Origin of the sequence: Lysobacter sp. GCM10012299 (genome assembly GCF_042649405.1) — a bacterium.
Classification (GTDB): Bacteria; Pseudomonadota; Gammaproteobacteria; order Xanthomonadales; family Xanthomonadaceae; genus Lysobacter_J.
On record NZ_JBHRZC010000001.1, the window covers coordinates 698,747 to 716,591 of the forward strand.

Sequence of the window (17,845 nt, forward strand, 5' to 3'; positions counted from 1 at the left end):
CCCGTTCACCGGACGAATGGCCAGGTCGTACTGCTTCACCCTTGCCATCGTCGGCGCACTGTCATGGGGCTGCCTGACGGCTGCCAGCCATGCGGCCGAAGGCGAGCCCGCCGCGGCGGTGCGCCTGGTCGTCCCGGCCGGCAAGCTGGACCGCGCCCTGCAGGCGCTGGCGACGCAAAGCCACACCCAGATCCTCTATGCCCCCGGGCTGGTCGAAGGGCGCAAGGCCCCCGGCCTGCAGGCCCGCATGCCGGCGGAACAGGCATTGGCGCTGCTGCTGCAAGGTTCGGGGCTGCGTGCGGTGCAGGTCAATGCCAACACGTTCCTGATCGAAGCCGAGGGCGGGTCGACGGCCGTCGCCTCCGGGCCGCAGCAGGCGCGCGCTGATTCGCCGACTGAACTGGCCACCGTGCAGGTCACCGGCACGCACATCCCACGATCCAGCATCGAGGCGGTCACCGCCGTTCCGCTGACCCGGATCAGCCGCGCCCAGATCGAGGCCAGCGGCTACCAGACCCTGTTCGAGCTGCTCAGTTACCAGCCCGGCATGGTCAGTCACCATCCCGTCGACGTCGCGACCGACGGCGGCTTCCAGTCGCAGCAGCCGTTCGCCGCCGCGGCCACCACCAGCCTGTACGGACTGGGACCGCGCGCGACCTTGTTCCTGCTCGACGGCCGGCGCATGGCCAACTACGGCCTGGCCTCGGCCGACCTCGGCGGCCTGACCGACCTCAACGGCATTCCGCTGAGCATGGTCGAGCGCATCGAGATCATCCGCGGTGGCGCGTCGGCCATCTACGGCGCCGATGCGATGGCGGGCGTGGTCAACATCATCCTGCGCAAGGGGCAGGTGGGCGGTGAAGCGGTCGCACGCTACGGGTTGTCCGAGCGCGGCGATGCCGAGCAGCGACGGTTTTCCTTCAACTACGGCCAGGTCGCCGATGACGGCGGCAGCTGGTCGATCAGCGCCGACTACCTGCACCGCGAAGCCTTGCTCGGCTCGGAGCGGAGTTGGCGCAGCGCCGACCTGCGGCGGTGGGGCCTGCGCGACCAGCGCGTCCAGCTGGCCTATTTCAGCAGCCAGGGACTGGAGCAGTGGGCCTGTCCGGATTCGGTCCGCGACGAAGCGGGCGAGTGCTACCTCGACAAACCACGCTACGTCACCCTGCAGCCGGAACTGGAAAGCACCGCGGTTTACGGGCAGATGCGGCAGCCACTGACCGACACGGTGGAGCTGAGCGCCTCGCTGCGCCTGAGCCAGGTGCAGCAACGACTGCAGGGAGCACCGTTCCATGCGGCGGTGTTCCTGCCGTTCGGCCATCCCGACGACTTTTTCCAGGGCAACGCCACCGTCCTGAACTACGCCTTCTTCGACATCGGCCCGGTGCGCAGCCGCAGCACCGCGCGCAGCGGCGACCTCACGTTGGGCCTGGACGGGTATAGCGGTGACGGCGACGGCGCCTGGCAATGGCGCGTCGATCTCGCCCACCACCGCAATGATGTCGACAACTCGATCGACGGGCTGGTCAGCAACAGCGTGCTGGACCGCGCGATCGAGGACGTGAGCTACCGCTTCAACAGCACCGGCAATCCGCCCGCGCTGCTCACTGAACTCTCGCCGCGCGTAAGCGTGCAGGGCGATGCCCAGTTCGACCAGGTCGCCTTCAGTGCCAATGGCCCCGGGTTTTCCCTGCCGGGCGGGCGCGCGCAGGCCGCGGTCGGCGTGGAGTGGAATCGCGATGCGCTGGAAAACCGCCCCGATGCGCTGATGATCGCCGGCGACATCGCACTGGGCGCACAGAAGATCGACATCGACGAGCACCGCTACAGCTCGGCGCTCTATGCCGAGCTGAGCATGCCGATCACGACCTGGCTCAACGCCGACCTGGCCTGGCGGATCGACCATCGCCAGGGCTATGACAGCAAGTCGTCGCCGATGCTGGGCGTGAAGTGGAAGCTGTCGCCGACGCTGACGTTGCGCGGTACCGCCGCGACCGGGTATCGCGCACCGACCTTGTTCGAGCTGCGTCGCCCGACCGTTTCCGACTCCATCGACATCGTCGAGCTGACCGACGCGCTGGCGCCCTGCCAGCTGCCGCTCATGGCCGACGATGGAATCACCTACTGCCTGCTCACCCTCGGTGCGAGGGAGAATCCGGACCTGCAGCCCGAGACATCGCGCAGCTACATCCTCGGCGCGGTATGGGCGCCGACGACGGACTTCGAGCTGAGCCTGGACCGCTTCCGCATCCTGCGTCGCAACGAGATCCTCAGCACCAATGCGCTGGCCCATCCCGAGGCATTCCCGGATGCGCTGGTGCGCGACGAGTCGGGCGGGCTGTACGCCATCAACGACTACTTCACCAATGTGGGCCGCACCGAAGTCGAAGGCTGGGAGCTGCAGTCCGAGTACCGGATCGATACCGACAGGCACGGACGCTTCGTCCTGCGCCTGGCGGCCAGCTACCTGGACCATCTCTTCCGGCAGGCCAACGCGGCCAGCCCGGAACTGGATTACGCCGGCCACGGCGCACCGCAGCGTTCGGTGCTGGCCGGTGTCGAATGGACCCTCGGCGACTGGGTCACGGCCCTGAACCTGCACGAGATGGGGCCGTCGGACGTGGCACTCGCGGGCGAAGCGTGTCCGCGGCTCAACGCGACCGTGCGCAAGTGCCGCACCCCGGCCTGGACGACGGCCGACCTGTACCTGGCCTATGCCGGTCTGCCCGGCTGGCGGTTCTCGCTCAACATCAACAACCTGGCCGATCACCAGCCGGTCAACTACGACCCCGACAAGCTCGGCTACGACATCGCCTACGACGAACCGCGTGGTCGCTACTACCTGCTCAGCGCCGCCTGGCAGTTCTAGAAAATTTTCCATCCGGGGGGTAGGGGGGTTGGGCACCCCCTGCGTTACTGGCCATGACCTTCCGCGAGGAAGGCTCACGCGCCATGGATGGCGCACCTATTCGTCGCATCGACAACGTTCGCGCTGCCCCGCGGGCTGTAAGGGTAGTAAAGGCTTCCGGATGAAGCATCTCGCGCCAGGGACGGCGCATTTCAAACTTGCTGCGGCCGGACTCCGCGACCTCCTCCCCCCGTCGCGACGGCCGCGCATGCAGTCTTCCGGATGAAGCATGGGGCGCCAAGGATGGCGCCAATTGCCCTCACGGTTTTCTGCTCCCTGCCACCACCACATCCCAGCGCGACCCGCTGCTGGGCGATCGTGTCCGCTGGGATGTTTCCGCTATCGGACCTTGTCCATGCGGATTCAACTGGTGATTTCGGACGATTCTCATATACGCACATCGATCGTAATGGTCAGATGGGGCGTCCGCGAACGTTCCGTCACTGCGGACTACGCCACAGCGTCAGCAACCTGCTCTGCTTCTCAAAGTATTTCGTGCGAGTAGTGAGTGGCACGACTGTAGGGCTTTGCATGCAGGTTGCTTGAAAGAAAGTTGCGCGCCAGGAGGGTGCGTAGCCGGATGGGTTACCACGGACCCACTCCGGTAAGTGCCGGGGGCTCCCCCCCTGCGTCCGGCATGTCTGGGGAAGTCGACGGAACGGCTTCTCCAGACTCTTGATCTGTCCCTGACACACGAATCCCGATTCCTTGCCGGCTGATGGCAGGTCGGCGATTGTCTGCGCGCGCAAGAAGTCCCGAGAAAATCGCACGTTCCCGGACGACTCGATGGGGGAGATTCTGATTCTCTGGTGTGGTTCGAACTGGTCATCTACGTGGCCAGGTTCATCCATGTCCACAAAGGAGCGTCAGAAACATGCGCCAAAACGCAGGGAATGCGATCGCACAAGCAGCAAGCCGGACGCACGCACGGTCGGTTCTATCCACGGCAATCGCTGTGGTCTTCCTCCTCGGTGGGCTCGCAACTGCCAGCGCTCAAGGGACAGCAGGCAAAACCGCTCGCACCGGCGACGCGGCAAGCTGGCGCACGCAGGAGTTCGGTGCCGATTGGGGCCTCGCCGCCATCCGTGCGGAATACGCCTACGCCCGCGGCCTGAGCGGTCGCGGCGTTCGCACCGGCATCTTCGACAGCGGAACCGGCCTGGATCATCCGGAGTTCGCGGGCAAGGACCACCGCAGCCTGCAGATTGGCGACACCCTTGCCGACGGAACCCGCTGCACCAATACGACATTCCTTTCGGGACCGGGCGCCTGCTTCTCATCGCGTGGCGACGAAGTTGCCGTCGACTACGTGCGGTTCGACGACAGCGTGCCGGAGCGGATCCGCGAGATCATCCGCAATGGCAACTACGTCCAGCCGGGCTTTACCTACAACAGCCACGGCACGCATGTCGGCGGAACGATCGTTGCGAATCGCGACGGGCAGGGCACGCACGGCGTGGCCTTTGGTGCCGACCTGACCACGGCGCGCCTGTTCTTCAACACCGCGCGGCAATGGCAGCGGAACCCGGGAGGCGGATATTCGGTGGTGGGCCTGGCGGGTGTCGGTCCCGATACTTCGGCATTCGTCGACATGTACCAGCAGATGAACGCGCAGGGCGTGCGGGTCATCAACCACAGTTGGGGCTTCGCATTCGAGCCCGATACGGTCGAGCTGCTGGACGCCTACCTGTCGGATCCGGAGCTGGCGAGTTACTGGCAAGCCATCGCCGACGGTACCCGCGCGCGCGGACTGATCCAGGTATGGGCTGCAGGCAACACCGATGCGGCGACTGAAAGTCCGGAAGCCAGCCCATTCGCGGGTGCGCACGCCACCTTGCCGCGCGCGTTTTCAGACATCGAGCCGTACTGGCTCAGTGTGGTCAATGTCGACCGCGACCTCGTCCTGAGCAACCGCTCGAACAAGTGCGGCCTGAGCATGAACTGGTGTCTTGCCGCGCCGGGGTCCGACATCCGGTCGACGGTGTACGGCGGCGACGAGCGGACCCAGGGCGAGGTGACGGCGCATCCGGACGGCAGCATCAGCCTGGAGGTGCGCAGCCGGGTACCGGCCTACGAATACACCGAGTACAGCGGCACGTCGATGGCGGCGCCGCATATCACCGGTGCACTGGCGCTGCTGATCGAGCGCTTCCCCTATCTCGACAACGCGCAGGTGCGCGATGTGCTGCTGACCACGACGACCGACCTGGGTGCACCCGGGATCGACGAGATCTACGGTTGGGGACTGGCCAACCTGGAGAAGGCCATCGACGGCCCCGGACAGATCCGTGTCGATACCAACGTGGTGATGAACCAGCGCGCCGGCGGCATCAAGGTCTGGGAAGGCGAGGCCTGGGACGATTGGCGCAACGACATCGGTGGTTCCGGTCGGCTGTCGAAGTCGGGCGTGGGCTGGTTGCGCCTGAGCGGCAACAACACCTTCGGTGGCCTCGACGTCAGGCAGGGCGTGCTCGAACTCGACGCCGACAATCGACTGGGCAAGGTCGACGTCAATGGCGGCCTGCTCGTGCTCAACGGAAAGCTCGCCAGTACCGATCTGCTCGTCAACAGCGGTGTCGCCAGCGTCCAGGGCCAGGTCAGCGGGGGCGTCACGAGGGTTGCGGCGGGAGGCAGCCTGCATGGCAACGGCACGCTCGGCGACACGGTGGTCGAAGGCACGATCGCGCCAGGCAACTCGATTGGCACGTTACGTGTCGAAGGCACGTACACCCAGGCGCCGGGCTCGGTCTACGAGGCCGAGATCGCCGCGCCGTCGGCGTCCGATCGCATCGATGTCCAAGGGGCCGCCATCCTGCTTGGCGGCACCTTGCGGGTGTTCAATGCGCCCGGCAGGTACCTGCTGGGACAGCGCTTCAACTTCCTTACCGCCACCGATGGCATCTCCGGCCAGTTCGCCCGGATCGATGCGTCGGCCATTTCGCCGTTCCTCAAGTTCGACTTCAACTACGGCGCGAACCAGGTCGACGTCGATGTCGCGCGTGGCCTGGCGCTCGCCGACGCCGCGCGCACGCGCAACCAGCGCTCGGTGGCGACGGCCGCGGATGTCCTGCCGTTCGATGCGCGTCTGGCGCAGACGCTGACGCAGTTGTTCCCGCAGCAGGCCCTCGACGCGCTGGACTCGCTCAGTGGCGAGTTGTATCCCGGCGTCCACTCGGTCCTCGTCGAAGGCAGCCGCCATGTGCGTGATGCCGCGCTGGTCCGGGCCCGTGCCGGGGCAGGCGGGTTCGCGCCGGCGAATGGCGATGCCCCTTCTGCTGCATGGATCCAGGTGCTCGGGAGCGGCGGCACGCTGCACGCGGATGGCAACGCCGGTGAGATCGACTACAACGGCAGCACCACGCTGCTCGGTTACGACTTCCGCTTCGACAACGGTTTTCGCGTGGGCGTGCTCGGCGGTCTTGGCCGCGATGACGTGACGTTGCCGAGCCGGAGCTCGCGCGGTGACATCAACACCCGTCACGTCGGCTTGTACGCGGGCCAGTCCTGGGGCGGCTTCGGCCTGCGCGCGGGCTATGGCCATGCCACGCATGACGTCGATGTCGAACGGACGATCGCGTTCCCCGGCGTGCAGGATCGGACCCGTGCCGACTATGACGCCGACACTCGCCAGGCGTACATCGAAGGTGGCTATCGCTGGTCGGCCGGTGCCTGGGAATGGGAGCCGTACGGCCAGTTCGCCCAGGTTCGCACGAGCTCGGATGGCATCGCCGAAAACGGTGGCGTTGCGGCGCTGGCGGGGCAGGTCGCGGACAGCCGGGTCAATCTGTCGACGCTGGGCCTGCGCTTCAACTTCAACCTGCAGGCTGCAGGGCAGAAGGACAGCTGGCTCAGCCTGCGCGGTGGCATCGGTCGCCGCCATGCCAGTGGCGATCTGTCGTCGACGGCATCACTGGCCTGGCAGGGCGGCGGGACATTCGACGTCTTCGGTGCGCCGTTGGCCGAGAACGCGGACCTGGCCGAGGTCGGCCTGGGTGCGCGGGTCAGTCGCAATGGTCTGGTCGAGTTGAACTACAGCGGCCAGTTCGCCGACGAATCCCGCGACCACGGCATCAACGCGCGTTACACCCTCAGCTTCTGAGGGGCCGCAAAAACAAGAAGGCCGCGATTGCTCGCGGCCTTCTCGTTGTTGCCTGCGCGTGAGCGCCGGCGGCTCTTGCCAGCCCGTTACGCCAGGCCGGCCTGCTTCATCACTTCGGCAGCGTAGTCCTCGACGACCTTCTCGATGCCTTCGCCAACAGCAAGGCGCTGCATGGTGACGACGTCGGCGCCAGCGGCCTTGAGCACCTGCTCGACGGTCTGGTCGGTGTTGAGCACGTACGGCTGGCCGTACAGCGTGACCTCGTTGACGATCTTGGCGATCTTGCCGCTGATGATCTTCTCGAGGATCTCGGCCGGCTTGGCCTTGTCCTTCTCGGACATCTTGGCCAGCTCGATTTCCTTTTCCTTGGCCACGAACTCGGCCGGGACGTCGGAAGCCTTGATGTGCGGCGGGTTCATCGCGGCAACGTGCATGGCGATGCCACGGGCCAGCTCGATGTCGCCACCCTTGACCTCGACCAGCACGCCGATGCGGCCGCCGTGGACGTACGCGGCAACGTTGTTGGCGCTGTCGACGCGGGCGAGGCGACGGACCTGCACGTTTTCGCCGACCTTGGAGATGACGGCGGCGCGGGTTTCCTCGACGGTCTGGCCGCCGTCGACCTTGGCCGACTTCAGTGCTTCGGCGTCGGCGGCGCCGGAGGCCAGGGCGGCCTTGGCGACGGCTTCGGTGAAGCCCAGGAAGTTGTCATCCTTGGCGACGAAGTCGGTCTCGGAGTTGATCTCGACCAGCACGGCCTTGCCGCCGTCCTGGGCGACCGCGATGCGGCCTTCGGCGGCGACGCGGTCGGCCTTCTTGTCGGCCTTGGCCAGGCCCGACTTGCGCAGCCACTCGCCGGCAGCGTCGATGTCGCCATTGTTTTCGACGAGTGCCTTCTTGCACTCCATCATGCCGGCGCCGGTGCGCTCGCGCAGTTCCTTGACGAGGGAAGCGGTGATTTCAGCCATGGGGATTACCTCGGAATTCGTTGGATGTGCGGATGGCGCCAAAAGTCGCTCGGGCCATGGCTGGCCGGTGCGTGGCGCGTCCGCTGAATCGATGCGATGAAACCTGATGCAGTACGACCAGAGCGATGCGGCCGCGCATGATCGCGCGACCGCATGACGCGGGTCTTACTCGGCGGCGTCGGCCTTCTTGGCCGGTGCCTTCTTGGCCGGGGCGCGGCCACGCGGGGCCTTGCGCTCTGCACCGTTCTCTTCGCCTTCGGCGGCGGCTTCGGCGAAGTCTTCCTCGCGCACGCCAGCCGGCGTCGGCGCAGCGGCCTTGCCTTCCAGCACGGCGTCGGCGGCGGCACGGGCGTACAGCTGCACGGCGCGGATGGCGTCGTCGTTACCCGGGATGGCGTAGTCGACCAGGGCCGGATCGTAGTTGGTGTCGACGACGGCGATGACCGGGATGCCGAGCTTCTTGGCTTCCTTGATCGCGATGTCTTCGTGGCCGATGTCGATCACGAACAGCGCGTCGGGCAGGCGGTTCATTTCCTTGATGCCGCCCAGCGAGGCTTCCAGCTTGTCGCGCTCACGGCGCAGGCCCAGCACTTCGTGCTTGACCAGCTTCTGGAAGGTGCCGTCGGTCTCGGCGGCTTCCAGGTCCTTCAGGCGCTGCACCGACTGCTTGACGGTGCGGAAGTTGGTCAGCGTGCCGCCCAGCCAGCGCTGGGTCATGTACGGCATGTTGCAACGCTCGGCTTCTTCCTTGATGGCTTCGCGCGCGCTGCGCTTGGTGCCGAGGAACAGGATCATGCCGCGCTTCTGCGCGATGCCCGAGATGAAGTTCATCGCGTCATTGAAGAGCGGAACGGTCTTCTCGAGGTTGATGATGTGGATCTTGCCGCGGGCGCCGAAGATGTACGGGCCCATCTTCGGGTTCCAGTAACGGGTCTGGTGGCCGAAGTGGACGCCTGCTTCGAGCATCTGGCGCATGGTGATCTGGGGCATTGCAAAACTCCAAGGCAGTGGAACCGGCCGCCGGTCAGGGTATGGCGGCTGCCCGCGGCAGGGCCGGGGGCGATGGTTCCGGGGTTGGGCCTCCCCGCTGCGTCCGTGACCGAACCTGTTGGTCCCGAAGGACCGCAGGCACCCCGGCACGAAGGGTTGCAGCGGGTGTGTATTCGCCTGCTCGGGGCCTGCTGGCCCGGTTGCTGCGCCCGGCGTGGGCGGCTGGAAGGACATAAGGGTCCGACCAAGCCGCGGGATTGTAGCTGCAACGGACAGTTACGGGCAAGCTGGGGGTCGCCAGGACCCTGAACGGGCCGCAGATAGGCGATAATGGCGCCATGGCCATCACCATCAAGACCCCCGAAGAGATCGAGAAGATGCGCGTCGCCGGCCGCCTGGCCGCCGAGGTCCTCCAGGTCGTCGCCCCGCACGTGAAGGCGGGCGTGACCACCGAGGAACTGGACCGCATCTGCCACGATCATATCGTCAACGTGCAGAAAGCGATCCCGGCCAACGTCGGCTACAAGGGATTCCCCAAGACCGTGTGCACCTCGGTCAACAACGTCATCTGCCACGGCATCCCGAGCCCCGGCAAGGTCCTCAAGGACGGCGACATCATCAATATCGATGTCACCGTCATCAAGGACGGCTGGCACGGCGACACCAGCCGCATGTACGTGGTCGGCGAGCCGTCGGTCATGGCCAGGCGCCTGGTCGACGTGACCCGCGAGGCGATGTTCCGCGGCATCCGGACCGTGCGCCCGGGCGCCACCCTGGGCGACATCGGGGCGGCGATCCAGCAGTACGCCGAAAGCGAACGTTTCAGCGTGGTCCGCGAGTACTGCGGCCACGGCATCGGCCGGATCTACCACGAAGACCCGCAGGTGCTGCATTACGGCCGCGCCGGTGAAGGGTTGGTGCTCAAGCCGGGCATGACCTTCACCATCGAGCCGATGATCAACGAGGGCGCGCGCCACACCAAGCTGCTGCCCGACGGCTGGACCGTGGTCACCAAGGACCGCAAGCTCTCGGCGCAATGGGAGCACACGGTCGTGGTCACCGATGACGGTGTCGAGATCCTCACCCGCGTGCCCGGGGACGACAACGACCTATGACGGCTCCGGTCGCCGACGCCGGAGCATCCTCCGCAGGCTCGGCGGCGCGACCGGCGGCGCATGAGCCGGGCGAGCAGGCACTCGCCATCCGCAGCGCACTGGCCGCGGTGAGTGCCGGCCTGGCGCAACGTTTCGACAGCGACCCCGACGCCGACATTGATCGCCTGCTGCAGGCGCGCACCGGTGCGGTCGACACCCAGGTGCGTGCCGCCTGGGCCAGCTGCCTCCCGGCCGATGCACCGCTGGCGCTGTTCGCTGTCGGCGGTTACGGCCGCGGCGAGCTGTTCCCGCAGTCCGACATCGACCTGCTGGTATTGGCAGAACCCGACGCCCAGCTCGCCCACGGCGAGGCGTTGGCCGCATTCGTCGCATTGCTGTGGGATGCAGGCCTGCCAGTAGGCCATGCCGTGCGCTCGGCGGCGCAATGCACCCAGGCCGCCGCCGACATCACCGTGCTCACGGCGATGCTGGAAGCGCGTCCATTGATCGCCACCGTCGAGGACATGCATGCCCTGCAGGTCGCGACGGCGCCGAACCAGGTGTGGCCGGCACGCGAGTTCTTCGGCGCCAAGCGCGAGGAACTGCGCCTGCGCCACGCCCGCTACGACGACACCGCCGACAATCTCGAGCCGAACCTGAAAGAAGGTCCGGGTGGCCTGCGCGACGTGCAGACGCTGCGCTGGATGGCGCTGCGCATCGTCGGCACCGGCGACCTGGAGTCGCTGGTCGCGATCGGCCAGTTCGGCGCCGATGAGCTGGCCACGCTCGAACGCGAACGCAAGGCGCTCTCGCGCCTGCGCTTCGGCCTGCACCTGGTCGCCGGCAAGCGCGAGGAGCGGCTGCGCTTCGATTACCAGAAGCTGCTCGCCGAGCGCCTGGGGCACGTCGACAACGCCGACACGCTCGCCGTCGAGCAGATGATGCAGGGCTTCTATCGCAGCGCCGCGCTGGTGCTGCGCATCGGCGAGCGGCTGCTGCAGCGCTTCGAGGAGCAGATCGAGGGCGAGACCGCACCAGTCGCCATCGATCACGCCTTCGAACTGCGCCGCGATTACCTGGCCGCGCGCGATCCGCAGTGGCCGCGCGATGCCTATGACGTGTTCGCATTGTTCGCGGTCTGGGCCGCGCACGATGCCATCCGCGGCCTGCATTCGCAGACGGCCCGCGCCTTGGCCGAATCGCTGTCGCGCGTGCCCGCGTTCCAGCAGGCCGAACCGACCCTGCGCGAACGTTTCATCGCCTTGCTGCGCGGCCCGCACCCGGTGCATGCGCTCGAGCGCATGGCGCGCCTGGGCGTGCTGGGGCGCTGGATCCCGGCGTTCGCGAAAGTCTCCGGGCGCATGCAGTTCGACCTGTTCCATGTCTTCACGGTCGACCAGCACACGCTGGCGGTGCTGCGCAACCTGGCACGCTTTGCCTCGGGGATCGTGGACGAGCGCTTCAGCATCGCCCACGAAGTCTGGCCGCGCCTGCGCAAGCCGGAACTGCTGCTGCTCGCCGGTCTCTTCCACGACATCGCCAAGGGCCGCGGTGGCGACCACTCCGAACTCGGTGCCGACGACGCGCGGATCTTCTGCAGCACGATGGGCATGTCGCGTGCCGACACCTCGATGGTGGAATGGCTGGTGCGCCAGCACCTGCTGATGTCGGTCACCGCGCAGAAGCAGGACATTGCCGACCCGGAAGTGATCCATCGCTTCGCCGGGAAGGTTGCCGACCGCGAGCACCTGGACCACCTCTACCTGCTGACCTGCGCCGACATCGCCGGCACTTCGCCCAAGTTGTGGAACGCGTGGAAGGATCGCCTGCTGGCCGATCTCTACACGGCCACGCGCCTGGCCCTTCGGCGCGGCCTGGAGCATCCGGTCGCCGGCGTCGAGCGCGCCACCGAGACGCGCGATGCCGCGCGCGCGATGCTGGCCACGCTCGGCTTTGGCGACGAGGAAGTCGACGAGCTTTTCGAGCGCATGCCCGAGATCGGCTTCCAGCGCAGCCGCCCCGACCAGATCGCCTGGCAGGCGGCCTCGCTGCGTGGTGTCGCCGTCGGCGAAACGCGTGTTCGCGCGCGTCCGGTCGGCGAGCACGCCGGCGCGCTCGAAGTGTTCGTGCACTGCGGTGACCGCGACGGTCTGTTCGCCGCGATCGTGGCCACGCTCGACCGGCTCGGCCTGGCGATCCAGCAGGCGCGCGTGCTGGACGGACCGAACGCGATGATCTTCGACAGCTTCGAAGTCGTGCCGATCGACCCGCGCTGCCCGCCGGGCATCGACGAGGTCGAGCATCGTCTGGCCGCGGTGCTCGACGGTCCGCTCGACCGCATCAGGCCGACGCGTCGTCAGCAGCCGCGCCACCTGCGGCATTTCCGCATTGCCGCGCAGGTCGGCTTCGATACGCTGGATGACGGCCGCACCATGCTCAGCCTGGTCTGCACCGACCGGCCGGGCCTGCTGGCCGATGTCACCCAGGCGATCCGCAACCAGCGCCTGCGCGTGCACGACGCCCGCATCGCCACCTTTGGCGAGCGCGCCGAAGACGTGTTCCAGCTCACCAGTACCCAACCCGACGGGCGCGATGGCGCGCTCGATCAAACGCAACAGGAGGCCCTGCGCGAAGCACTGCTGGCCTGCCTTGAAGGAGATCGTTGATGAGTTCCGAGAAGAAGCCCGCCCGCAAGACCACCCGCAAGGCCGTCCGCAAGAAGGTCGCGCCGAAGGGTCCGGGCGTCGATGAACTGAAGTTCATGATCGACAGCGCCTTCGAGCGCCGGGCGATGCTGACCCCGGACGAACTCGAAGGTTCGACGCGACCGACCGTCGAGCGCGTGATCTCGGGCCTGGAGAGCGGCGAGTTCCGCGTCGCCGAGCCGGACGGCAAGGGCGGCTGGACCGTCAACGAATGGCTGAAGAAGGCCGTGCTGCTGTACTTCCGCGTCAACGACATGCAGCTGGTCGAAGGCTTTCCGGCGCCGTTCTGGGACAAGGTCCCGGGACGCTTCGAAGGCTACGGCGAAGCGGACTTCCGCAAGCTCGGCGCCCGCGTCGTGCCCGGTGCGATCGCCCGCCGCGGTTCCTACATCGGCAAGGACGTGGTGCTGATGCCGAGCTTCGTCAACATCGGCGCGCACGTCGGCGAAGGCACGATGGTCGATACCTGGGCCACGGTGGGTTCGTGCGCGCAGGTCGGCAAGCATTGCCATCTGTCCGGCGGGGCCGGCATCGGTGGCGTGCTGGAGCCGCTGCAGGCTTCGCCGACGATCATCGAGGACCATTGCTTCATCGGTGCGCGCTCGGAAGTGGTCGAAGGTTTCGTCGTCGGCCACCACAGCGTGATCGGCATGGGCGTGTTCCTCGGCCAGAGCACGCGCGTGTACAACCGCGCCACCGGCGAGATCACGTATGGCTACGTGCCGCCGTACAGCGTGGTCGTGTCCGGCCAGCTGCCGGCCAAGGACGGATCGCATTCGCTGTACTGCGCGGTGATCGTCAAGCAGGTGGACGCCAAGACGCTGTCGAAGACCAGCATCAACGAACTGCTGCGCGGACTGGCCGACTGACGTTCGTCTTCCCGGCGAAAGCCGGGACCCATCTTGACCTGGACGTTGCGCGAGCAACGGCACAATGGATTCCGGCTTTCGCCGGAACGACGGTACTGGAACGATGACCACCCTCTACGGACTCAACAACTGCGACACCTGCAAGAAGGCCCGCAAGTGGCTCGACCGGTTCGGCCTGGGCTATGCCTTCGTCGATTACCGCGACGACCGCCAGTCGCCCGAACAGCTGGTGGAGTGGAAAGACCAGCTCGGCGGCTGGGACGCGATGATCAACAAGTCGTCCACCACCTGGCGCAGCCTGCCCGAGAATCGCAAGACGCCCGGGTCAGACGCCGAATGGAAGCTGCTGCTGAAGGAATACCCGCAGCTGATCCGCCGCCCGCTGGTGATGACCGACGACGGCAAGGTCAGCCAGGGCTTCAGCGACAACGGCTTCAAGCAGCGCTTCGGCGTCGGCGCGCTGGGTTGACGGGCTGGACTGACGCATGAGCGAAGTTCTTGACCTCACCCGCGACCTGATCGCACGCGCGTCGGTCACGCCAGACGACGGTGACTGCCAGGCAATGCTCGGCCAGCGCCTGCTCGCCGCGGGCTTCCGCTGCGAGCACATGCACTACGGCGACGTCGACAATCTGTGGGCGGTGCACGGCAGCGACGGCCCGACCCTGGTGCTGCTCGGCCACACCGACGTGGTTCCGCCGGGGCCGCGCGACGCGTGGGCCAGCGATCCGTTCCTGCCCGAGATCCGCGACGGCGTGCTGTACGGGCGCGGCGCCGCGGACATGAAGGGCAGCGTGGCCGCCTTCGTCATCGCGATCGAGCGCTTCGTCGCCGCGCATCCCGACCATCCCGGTCGCGTCGCGCTGCTGCTGACCTCCGACGAAGAGGGCGATGCCATCCATGGCGTGCGCCGCGTTGCCGAGACGTTCCGCGAGCGTGGCGAACGCCTCGACTGGTGCATCACCGGTGAGCCGTCCTCGATGGCGAAGCTGGGCGACCTGCTGCGCGTCGGCCGTCGCGGCACGTTGTCGGCAACGCTGACGGTGCGCGGCGTGCAGGGCCATGTCGCGTATCCCGACAAGGCCCGCAACCCGATCCACCAGGCCATGCCCGCGCTCGCCGAGTTGGCTGCACGGCGCTGGGACGACGGCTACGAGACGTTCCCGCCGACCAGCCTGCAGATCAGCAACATCCATGCCGGCACCGGCGCGAACAACGTCATTCCCGGCGAGCTCGAAGTGCTGTTCAACCTGCGCTTCAATCCCAGCTGGACCGCAGAGCGGCTTGAGCAGGAATGCGAAGCGGTGCTGCGGCGGCACGGGCTGGAGTTTGATGTGCGCTGGCATCGCGGCGGCGAGCCGTTCTACACGCCGGAAGGCCCGCTGCGCGCTGCCGCGCGCGAAGTGCTGGGCCAGTACTGCGGTGCGGCGCCGGAGGAAAGCACCGGCGGCGGTACTTCGGATGCGCGCTTCATCGCGCCGCTCGGGGCGCAGTGCATCGAAATCGGTCCGGTGAATGCCAGCATCCACAAGGTCGACGAGCATGTGTCGGTGGCCGATCTCGAGGCGCTGCCGGATCTGTACCTGGCGCTGATCGAACGGATGCTGCTGCGCTGAGAGCGCCCTCACCCCATCCCTCTCCCGCAGGCGGGAGAGGGGGCCAAACCATCCTCTCCCTCTGAGCCCCTCTCCCGTTTGCGGGAGAGGGGTTGGGGTGAGGGCTTACTGCGGCGCCAGCTTGAGCGTGTGCTGCGTCTTGCCCGGCAGGAACGGCGTCGGCCGGCCGTGCACCCAGTCGTCGTGGCCTGCGCCCCAGAACGGCGACATCAGGTGACCGCTCTGTCCGCCCGGCATGTGGATGATGCCGTCGGCTTCATGGCCCGGCGAAACGACCATGCGTTCGGAGGCGCCGAAGTTCGGCCCCTGCACGCGCGGCATGCCGCTGTCGCCGGGCAGTTCATCGGCGGCCATGCACAGCGCCGGCTTGGCGAAGTCGGGCAGGGCGCGGCTGAGCGGATGGCAGATCTTCGCGGTGTTGCGCTCACCCCAGCTGCGTTGCGCGATCGGGCCCTTCTTCTGCAACTCGTCGCGCACATGGATCGCGGCGTCCTCGAACAGCGCATCCCACGAGGCGAAGCGACGCGGCAGCAGGTTCGCCGGGCGCTGTGTCACCAGCGGCCAGGCCACGCCTTCGAAGTGCGACAGGTTGGGCATCTCGAAGTCCTTGCCCAGCGCGGCCTGTGCCGGTGCGGTCAGGCCGTCGAGCAGGCGGTCGTGCACGGCCAGGCGCCAGGCGCGCACTACGCGGTAGCTGACCGAATCAGTGCTCGCATGGCCCTGCCAGGTCGGCGATGCGGCGGCAAGTTCGTGCAGTGACGGTGACTTGTCCGACGCGCCCAGGTCACGCAGCAACTGCCACCAGCGGGTCAGGAACAACGCGCGATCGTCGAGCTGGATCGCCAGCAGGTCGCGCTCGCTGAAACGCTCCCTGGCGAACAGGTCGTCGCGGATCTGCTTCGCACGCGCACCATTGGCATAGCCGCCGTCGCCGATGCGGGCAAGCAGCGCGCCGTCCACGACGCGCGTGTTGGCGCTCCACATCCGCTGCACCGTGCCGGGCGGCAGGGCGATGCCCGGGGCGGTCGTGATCGGCCACGGCGGGCACGTTGCGGCCTCGCTGACGGTGGTCGCGGCGCAGCTGGCCTGGCGCACGGGCGCCGGGCCGAGCAGGCGCCAGGTGATGCGGCCGTCGCGACCGCCGATGGCGAGGTTCTGCCCGGGGATCGCGGTGTGGTCGGCCATCTGCAGGGCGTCGTCTAGCGAGTGCGCGTGCAGGAAGTTCGCCAGGCCCAGGTTCATCGAACCGGGCTGGTGGGCGACCCAGCGCAGGGCCAGTCCACTGCCGTCGGGCTGGCGGAACAGGATCGGTCCCCACGCCGATTCGTCGACCGGGAACTCGACATCGGCCTGGCCGGCCACGCGGATGCGTTCCACATGGCGCGTCACGCCCGTACACGGCTCGGCACAGGCCGGCTGGCGCTGCCAGTCGAGCCAGTCGCCGTAGCTGTTGGTGAAGCCCCAGGCGACCTGGCCGTTGCTGCCGACCACCAGCGCCGGCAGGCCGGGCAGGGTGAAGCCGGTGGCGTCGACATGCCCGCCGACGGCGCGCGGGTCGGGATAGCGAAGGCGGGCGCGGAACCAGATGTTCGGCGCGCGCAGGCCCAGGTGCATGTCGTCGGCGACGATCGCGCGGCCGTCGGCGGTGAGCTGGCCGGAGACGGCGAAGTTGTTGCTGCCCACGTCCGAGCGCTCGGGCACGTTGGCCGGGCGGTCGGCGGGATCGGGCATCGGCAGCGTGCGCAGGTCGAGCGTGGCCGCATCGGGCAGGGCGGCGTCACCGCGCGGCCGGCCGGCCAGCGGCGCGTCCCAGCTGCTGCCGTCGTGGTCGAGCAGGGCATACAGCGCAGCCGGCACGTGCGGCTTGAGCTTCCACATCGCCAGTTCGCGCGCGTTGCTCGCATCCTGCAGGTCGAAGTACATCGCGTAGCCGGCCAGCGCCGAGTCCTCCAGGCGCCACGGTTCGGGCTGCGTGCGCAGCAGCAGGTAAGGCCAGGGGCGCACCTTCAGTGCGGCCACGCCGGCGTTGACGCCATCGACGTAGGCCTGCGCCATCGGCCGCTTGTCGCCGAGGATCGCATCGAGGTGCGCCGCCACGCGGGCGCGCATGCGGTGGACGCGGCGCTGCTTGTCGGTGTCGATCGCGGCCGGACCAAACAGGGCCGACAGCTCGCCGGACGACGCGCGGCGCAGCAGGTCCATCTCGAAGTAGCGTTCCTGCGCGTGGACGTAACCCAGAGCGCGCATCGCATCGGCTTCGTTGGCAGCATCGACGGTGACCACGCCGAGCGCATCGCGCTGGATCGAGACCGGTGCCGACAGGCCGGGCAGGGCGAGTTCGCCATCCAGGCTCGGCAGGCTGCCGCGCATCAGCCACCAGATCGCGAAAGCGCCTGCCACCAGCAACAGCAGCAGCGCGACCAGGCTGCGTTTGATCAGTTTCTTCATGGTCCCCATCGTGGATTGATTCCCCGTCCTAGTGTCTCGCATTGGCGGGCATCGGAGCAGGGCCCGCTGCTGCCGGGGTGGAGGGGGCTTGCAAGTGGCCACGACCTGACGCAGGATCGGCCCATGTCTTCCGTCCAGGCCCTCGCCC

The 17,845-nt window shown here is 67.6% G+C and carries 10 protein-coding genes; 7 read left to right on the plus strand and 3 right to left on the minus strand.

Annotated features, from left to right (window positions below):
* Nucleotides 1–16: 16 nt before the first annotated feature.
* Together ACFOPO_RS03425 and ACFOPO_RS03430 are read left to right on the plus strand one after the other, a co-directional pair.
* Nucleotides 17–2,869: a TonB-dependent receptor domain-containing protein gene (locus ACFOPO_RS03425; RefSeq protein WP_386700857.1), complete on the plus strand. Its 2,853-nt coding sequence runs from the start codon at nucleotides 17–19 to the stop codon at nucleotides 2,867–2,869.
* A 994-nt stretch (nucleotides 2,870–3,863) separates the two neighbouring features.
* Nucleotides 3,864–7,007 carry an autotransporter domain-containing protein gene (locus ACFOPO_RS03430; protein ID WP_386700859.1) on the plus strand — a complete coding sequence of 1,048 codons (3,144 nt, stop codon included), beginning with the start codon at nucleotides 3,864–3,866 and terminating at the stop codon, nucleotides 7,005–7,007.
* 86 nt (nucleotides 7,008–7,093) lie between these two features.
* On the opposite strand, the gene tsf is transcribed toward ACFOPO_RS03430, so the two are convergent.
* Both tsf and rpsB read right to left on the minus strand, forming a co-directional pair.
* The gene (gene tsf / locus ACFOPO_RS03435) at nucleotides 7,094–7,975 is read right to left on the minus strand and encodes a translation elongation factor Ts (RefSeq protein WP_386700861.1); all 882 of its coding nucleotides are present in this window, start codon (nucleotides 7,973–7,975) and stop codon (nucleotides 7,094–7,096) included.
* A 165-nt stretch (nucleotides 7,976–8,140) separates the two neighbouring features.
* Nucleotides 8,141–8,965: a 30S ribosomal protein S2 gene (gene rpsB / locus ACFOPO_RS03440; RefSeq protein WP_158731534.1), complete on the minus strand. Its 825-nt coding sequence runs from the start codon at nucleotides 8,963–8,965 to the stop codon at nucleotides 8,141–8,143.
* A 338-nt stretch (nucleotides 8,966–9,303) separates the two neighbouring features.
* Here rpsB and map point away from each other — a divergent pair, with 338 nt between their 5' ends.
* From map to dapE, 5 genes are all read left to right on the plus strand, one after another.
* A complete protein-coding gene (gene map / locus ACFOPO_RS03445; RefSeq protein ID WP_386700864.1) occupies nucleotides 9,304–10,080 on the plus strand; it encodes a type I methionyl aminopeptidase in 777 nt (258 codons plus the stop codon).
* Nucleotides 10,077–12,725 carry a [protein-PII] uridylyltransferase gene (gene glnD, locus ACFOPO_RS03450; protein WP_386700866.1) on the plus strand — a complete coding sequence of 883 codons (2,649 nt, stop codon included), beginning with the start codon at nucleotides 10,077–10,079 and terminating at the stop codon, nucleotides 12,723–12,725. The genes map and glnD overlap by 4 nt, the downstream gene beginning before the upstream one ends.
* A complete protein-coding gene (dapD, locus tag ACFOPO_RS03455; protein ID WP_386700868.1) occupies nucleotides 12,725–13,633 on the plus strand; it encodes a 2,3,4,5-tetrahydropyridine-2,6-dicarboxylate N-succinyltransferase in 909 nt (302 codons plus the stop codon). The genes glnD and dapD overlap by 1 nt, the downstream gene beginning before the upstream one ends.
* A gap of 103 nt (nucleotides 13,634–13,736) precedes the next feature.
* Nucleotides 13,737–14,102 (plus strand): Spx/MgsR family RNA polymerase-binding regulatory protein, encoded by a 366-nt coding sequence (locus tag ACFOPO_RS03460; protein ID WP_386700870.1) that lies wholly within the window; start codon nucleotides 13,737–13,739, stop codon nucleotides 14,100–14,102.
* A gap of 16 nt (nucleotides 14,103–14,118) precedes the next feature.
* Nucleotides 14,119–15,249: a succinyl-diaminopimelate desuccinylase gene (gene dapE, locus ACFOPO_RS03465; RefSeq protein WP_386700872.1), complete on the plus strand. Its 1,131-nt coding sequence runs from the start codon at nucleotides 14,119–14,121 to the stop codon at nucleotides 15,247–15,249.
* Nucleotides 15,250–15,354: 105 nt separating this feature from the next.
* On the opposite strand, the gene ACFOPO_RS03470 is transcribed toward dapE, so the two are convergent.
* Nucleotides 15,355–17,697, minus strand: coding sequence for a penicillin acylase family protein (locus ACFOPO_RS03470; protein ID WP_386700874.1), 2,343 nt, complete (start codon nucleotides 17,695–17,697; stop codon nucleotides 15,355–15,357).
* Between the last annotated feature and the right edge of the window lie 148 nt (nucleotides 17,698–17,845).

Excerpts from the sequence above, each read along its gene's own strand:
- ACFOPO_RS03425 (WP_386700857.1), top strand. The coding sequence starts at position 17 with ATGGCCAGGTCGTACTGCTTCACCCTTGCCATCGTCGGCGCACTGTCA.
- tsf (WP_386700861.1), bottom strand. The coding sequence starts at position 7,975 with ATGGCTGAAATCACCGCTTCCCTCGTCAAGGAACTGCGCGAGCGCACC.
- rpsB (WP_158731534.1), bottom strand. The coding sequence starts at position 8,965 with ATGCCCCAGATCACCATGCGCCAGATGCTCGAAGCAGGCGTCCACTTC.
- map (WP_386700864.1), top strand. The coding sequence starts at position 9,304 with ATGGCCATCACCATCAAGACCCCCGAAGAGATCGAGAAGATGCGCGTC.
- glnD (WP_386700866.1), top strand. The coding sequence starts at position 10,077 with ATGACGGCTCCGGTCGCCGACGCCGGAGCATCCTCCGCAGGCTCGGCG.
- dapD (WP_386700868.1), top strand. The coding sequence starts at position 12,725 with ATGAGTTCCGAGAAGAAGCCCGCCCGCAAGACCACCCGCAAGGCCGTC.
- ACFOPO_RS03460 (WP_386700870.1), top strand. The coding sequence starts at position 13,737 with ATGACCACCCTCTACGGACTCAACAACTGCGACACCTGCAAGAAGGCC.
- dapE (WP_386700872.1), top strand. The coding sequence starts at position 14,119 with ATGAGCGAAGTTCTTGACCTCACCCGCGACCTGATCGCACGCGCGTCG.
- ACFOPO_RS03470 (WP_386700874.1), bottom strand. The coding sequence starts at position 17,697 with ATGAAGAAACTGATCAAACGCAGCCTGGTCGCGCTGCTGCTGTTGCTG.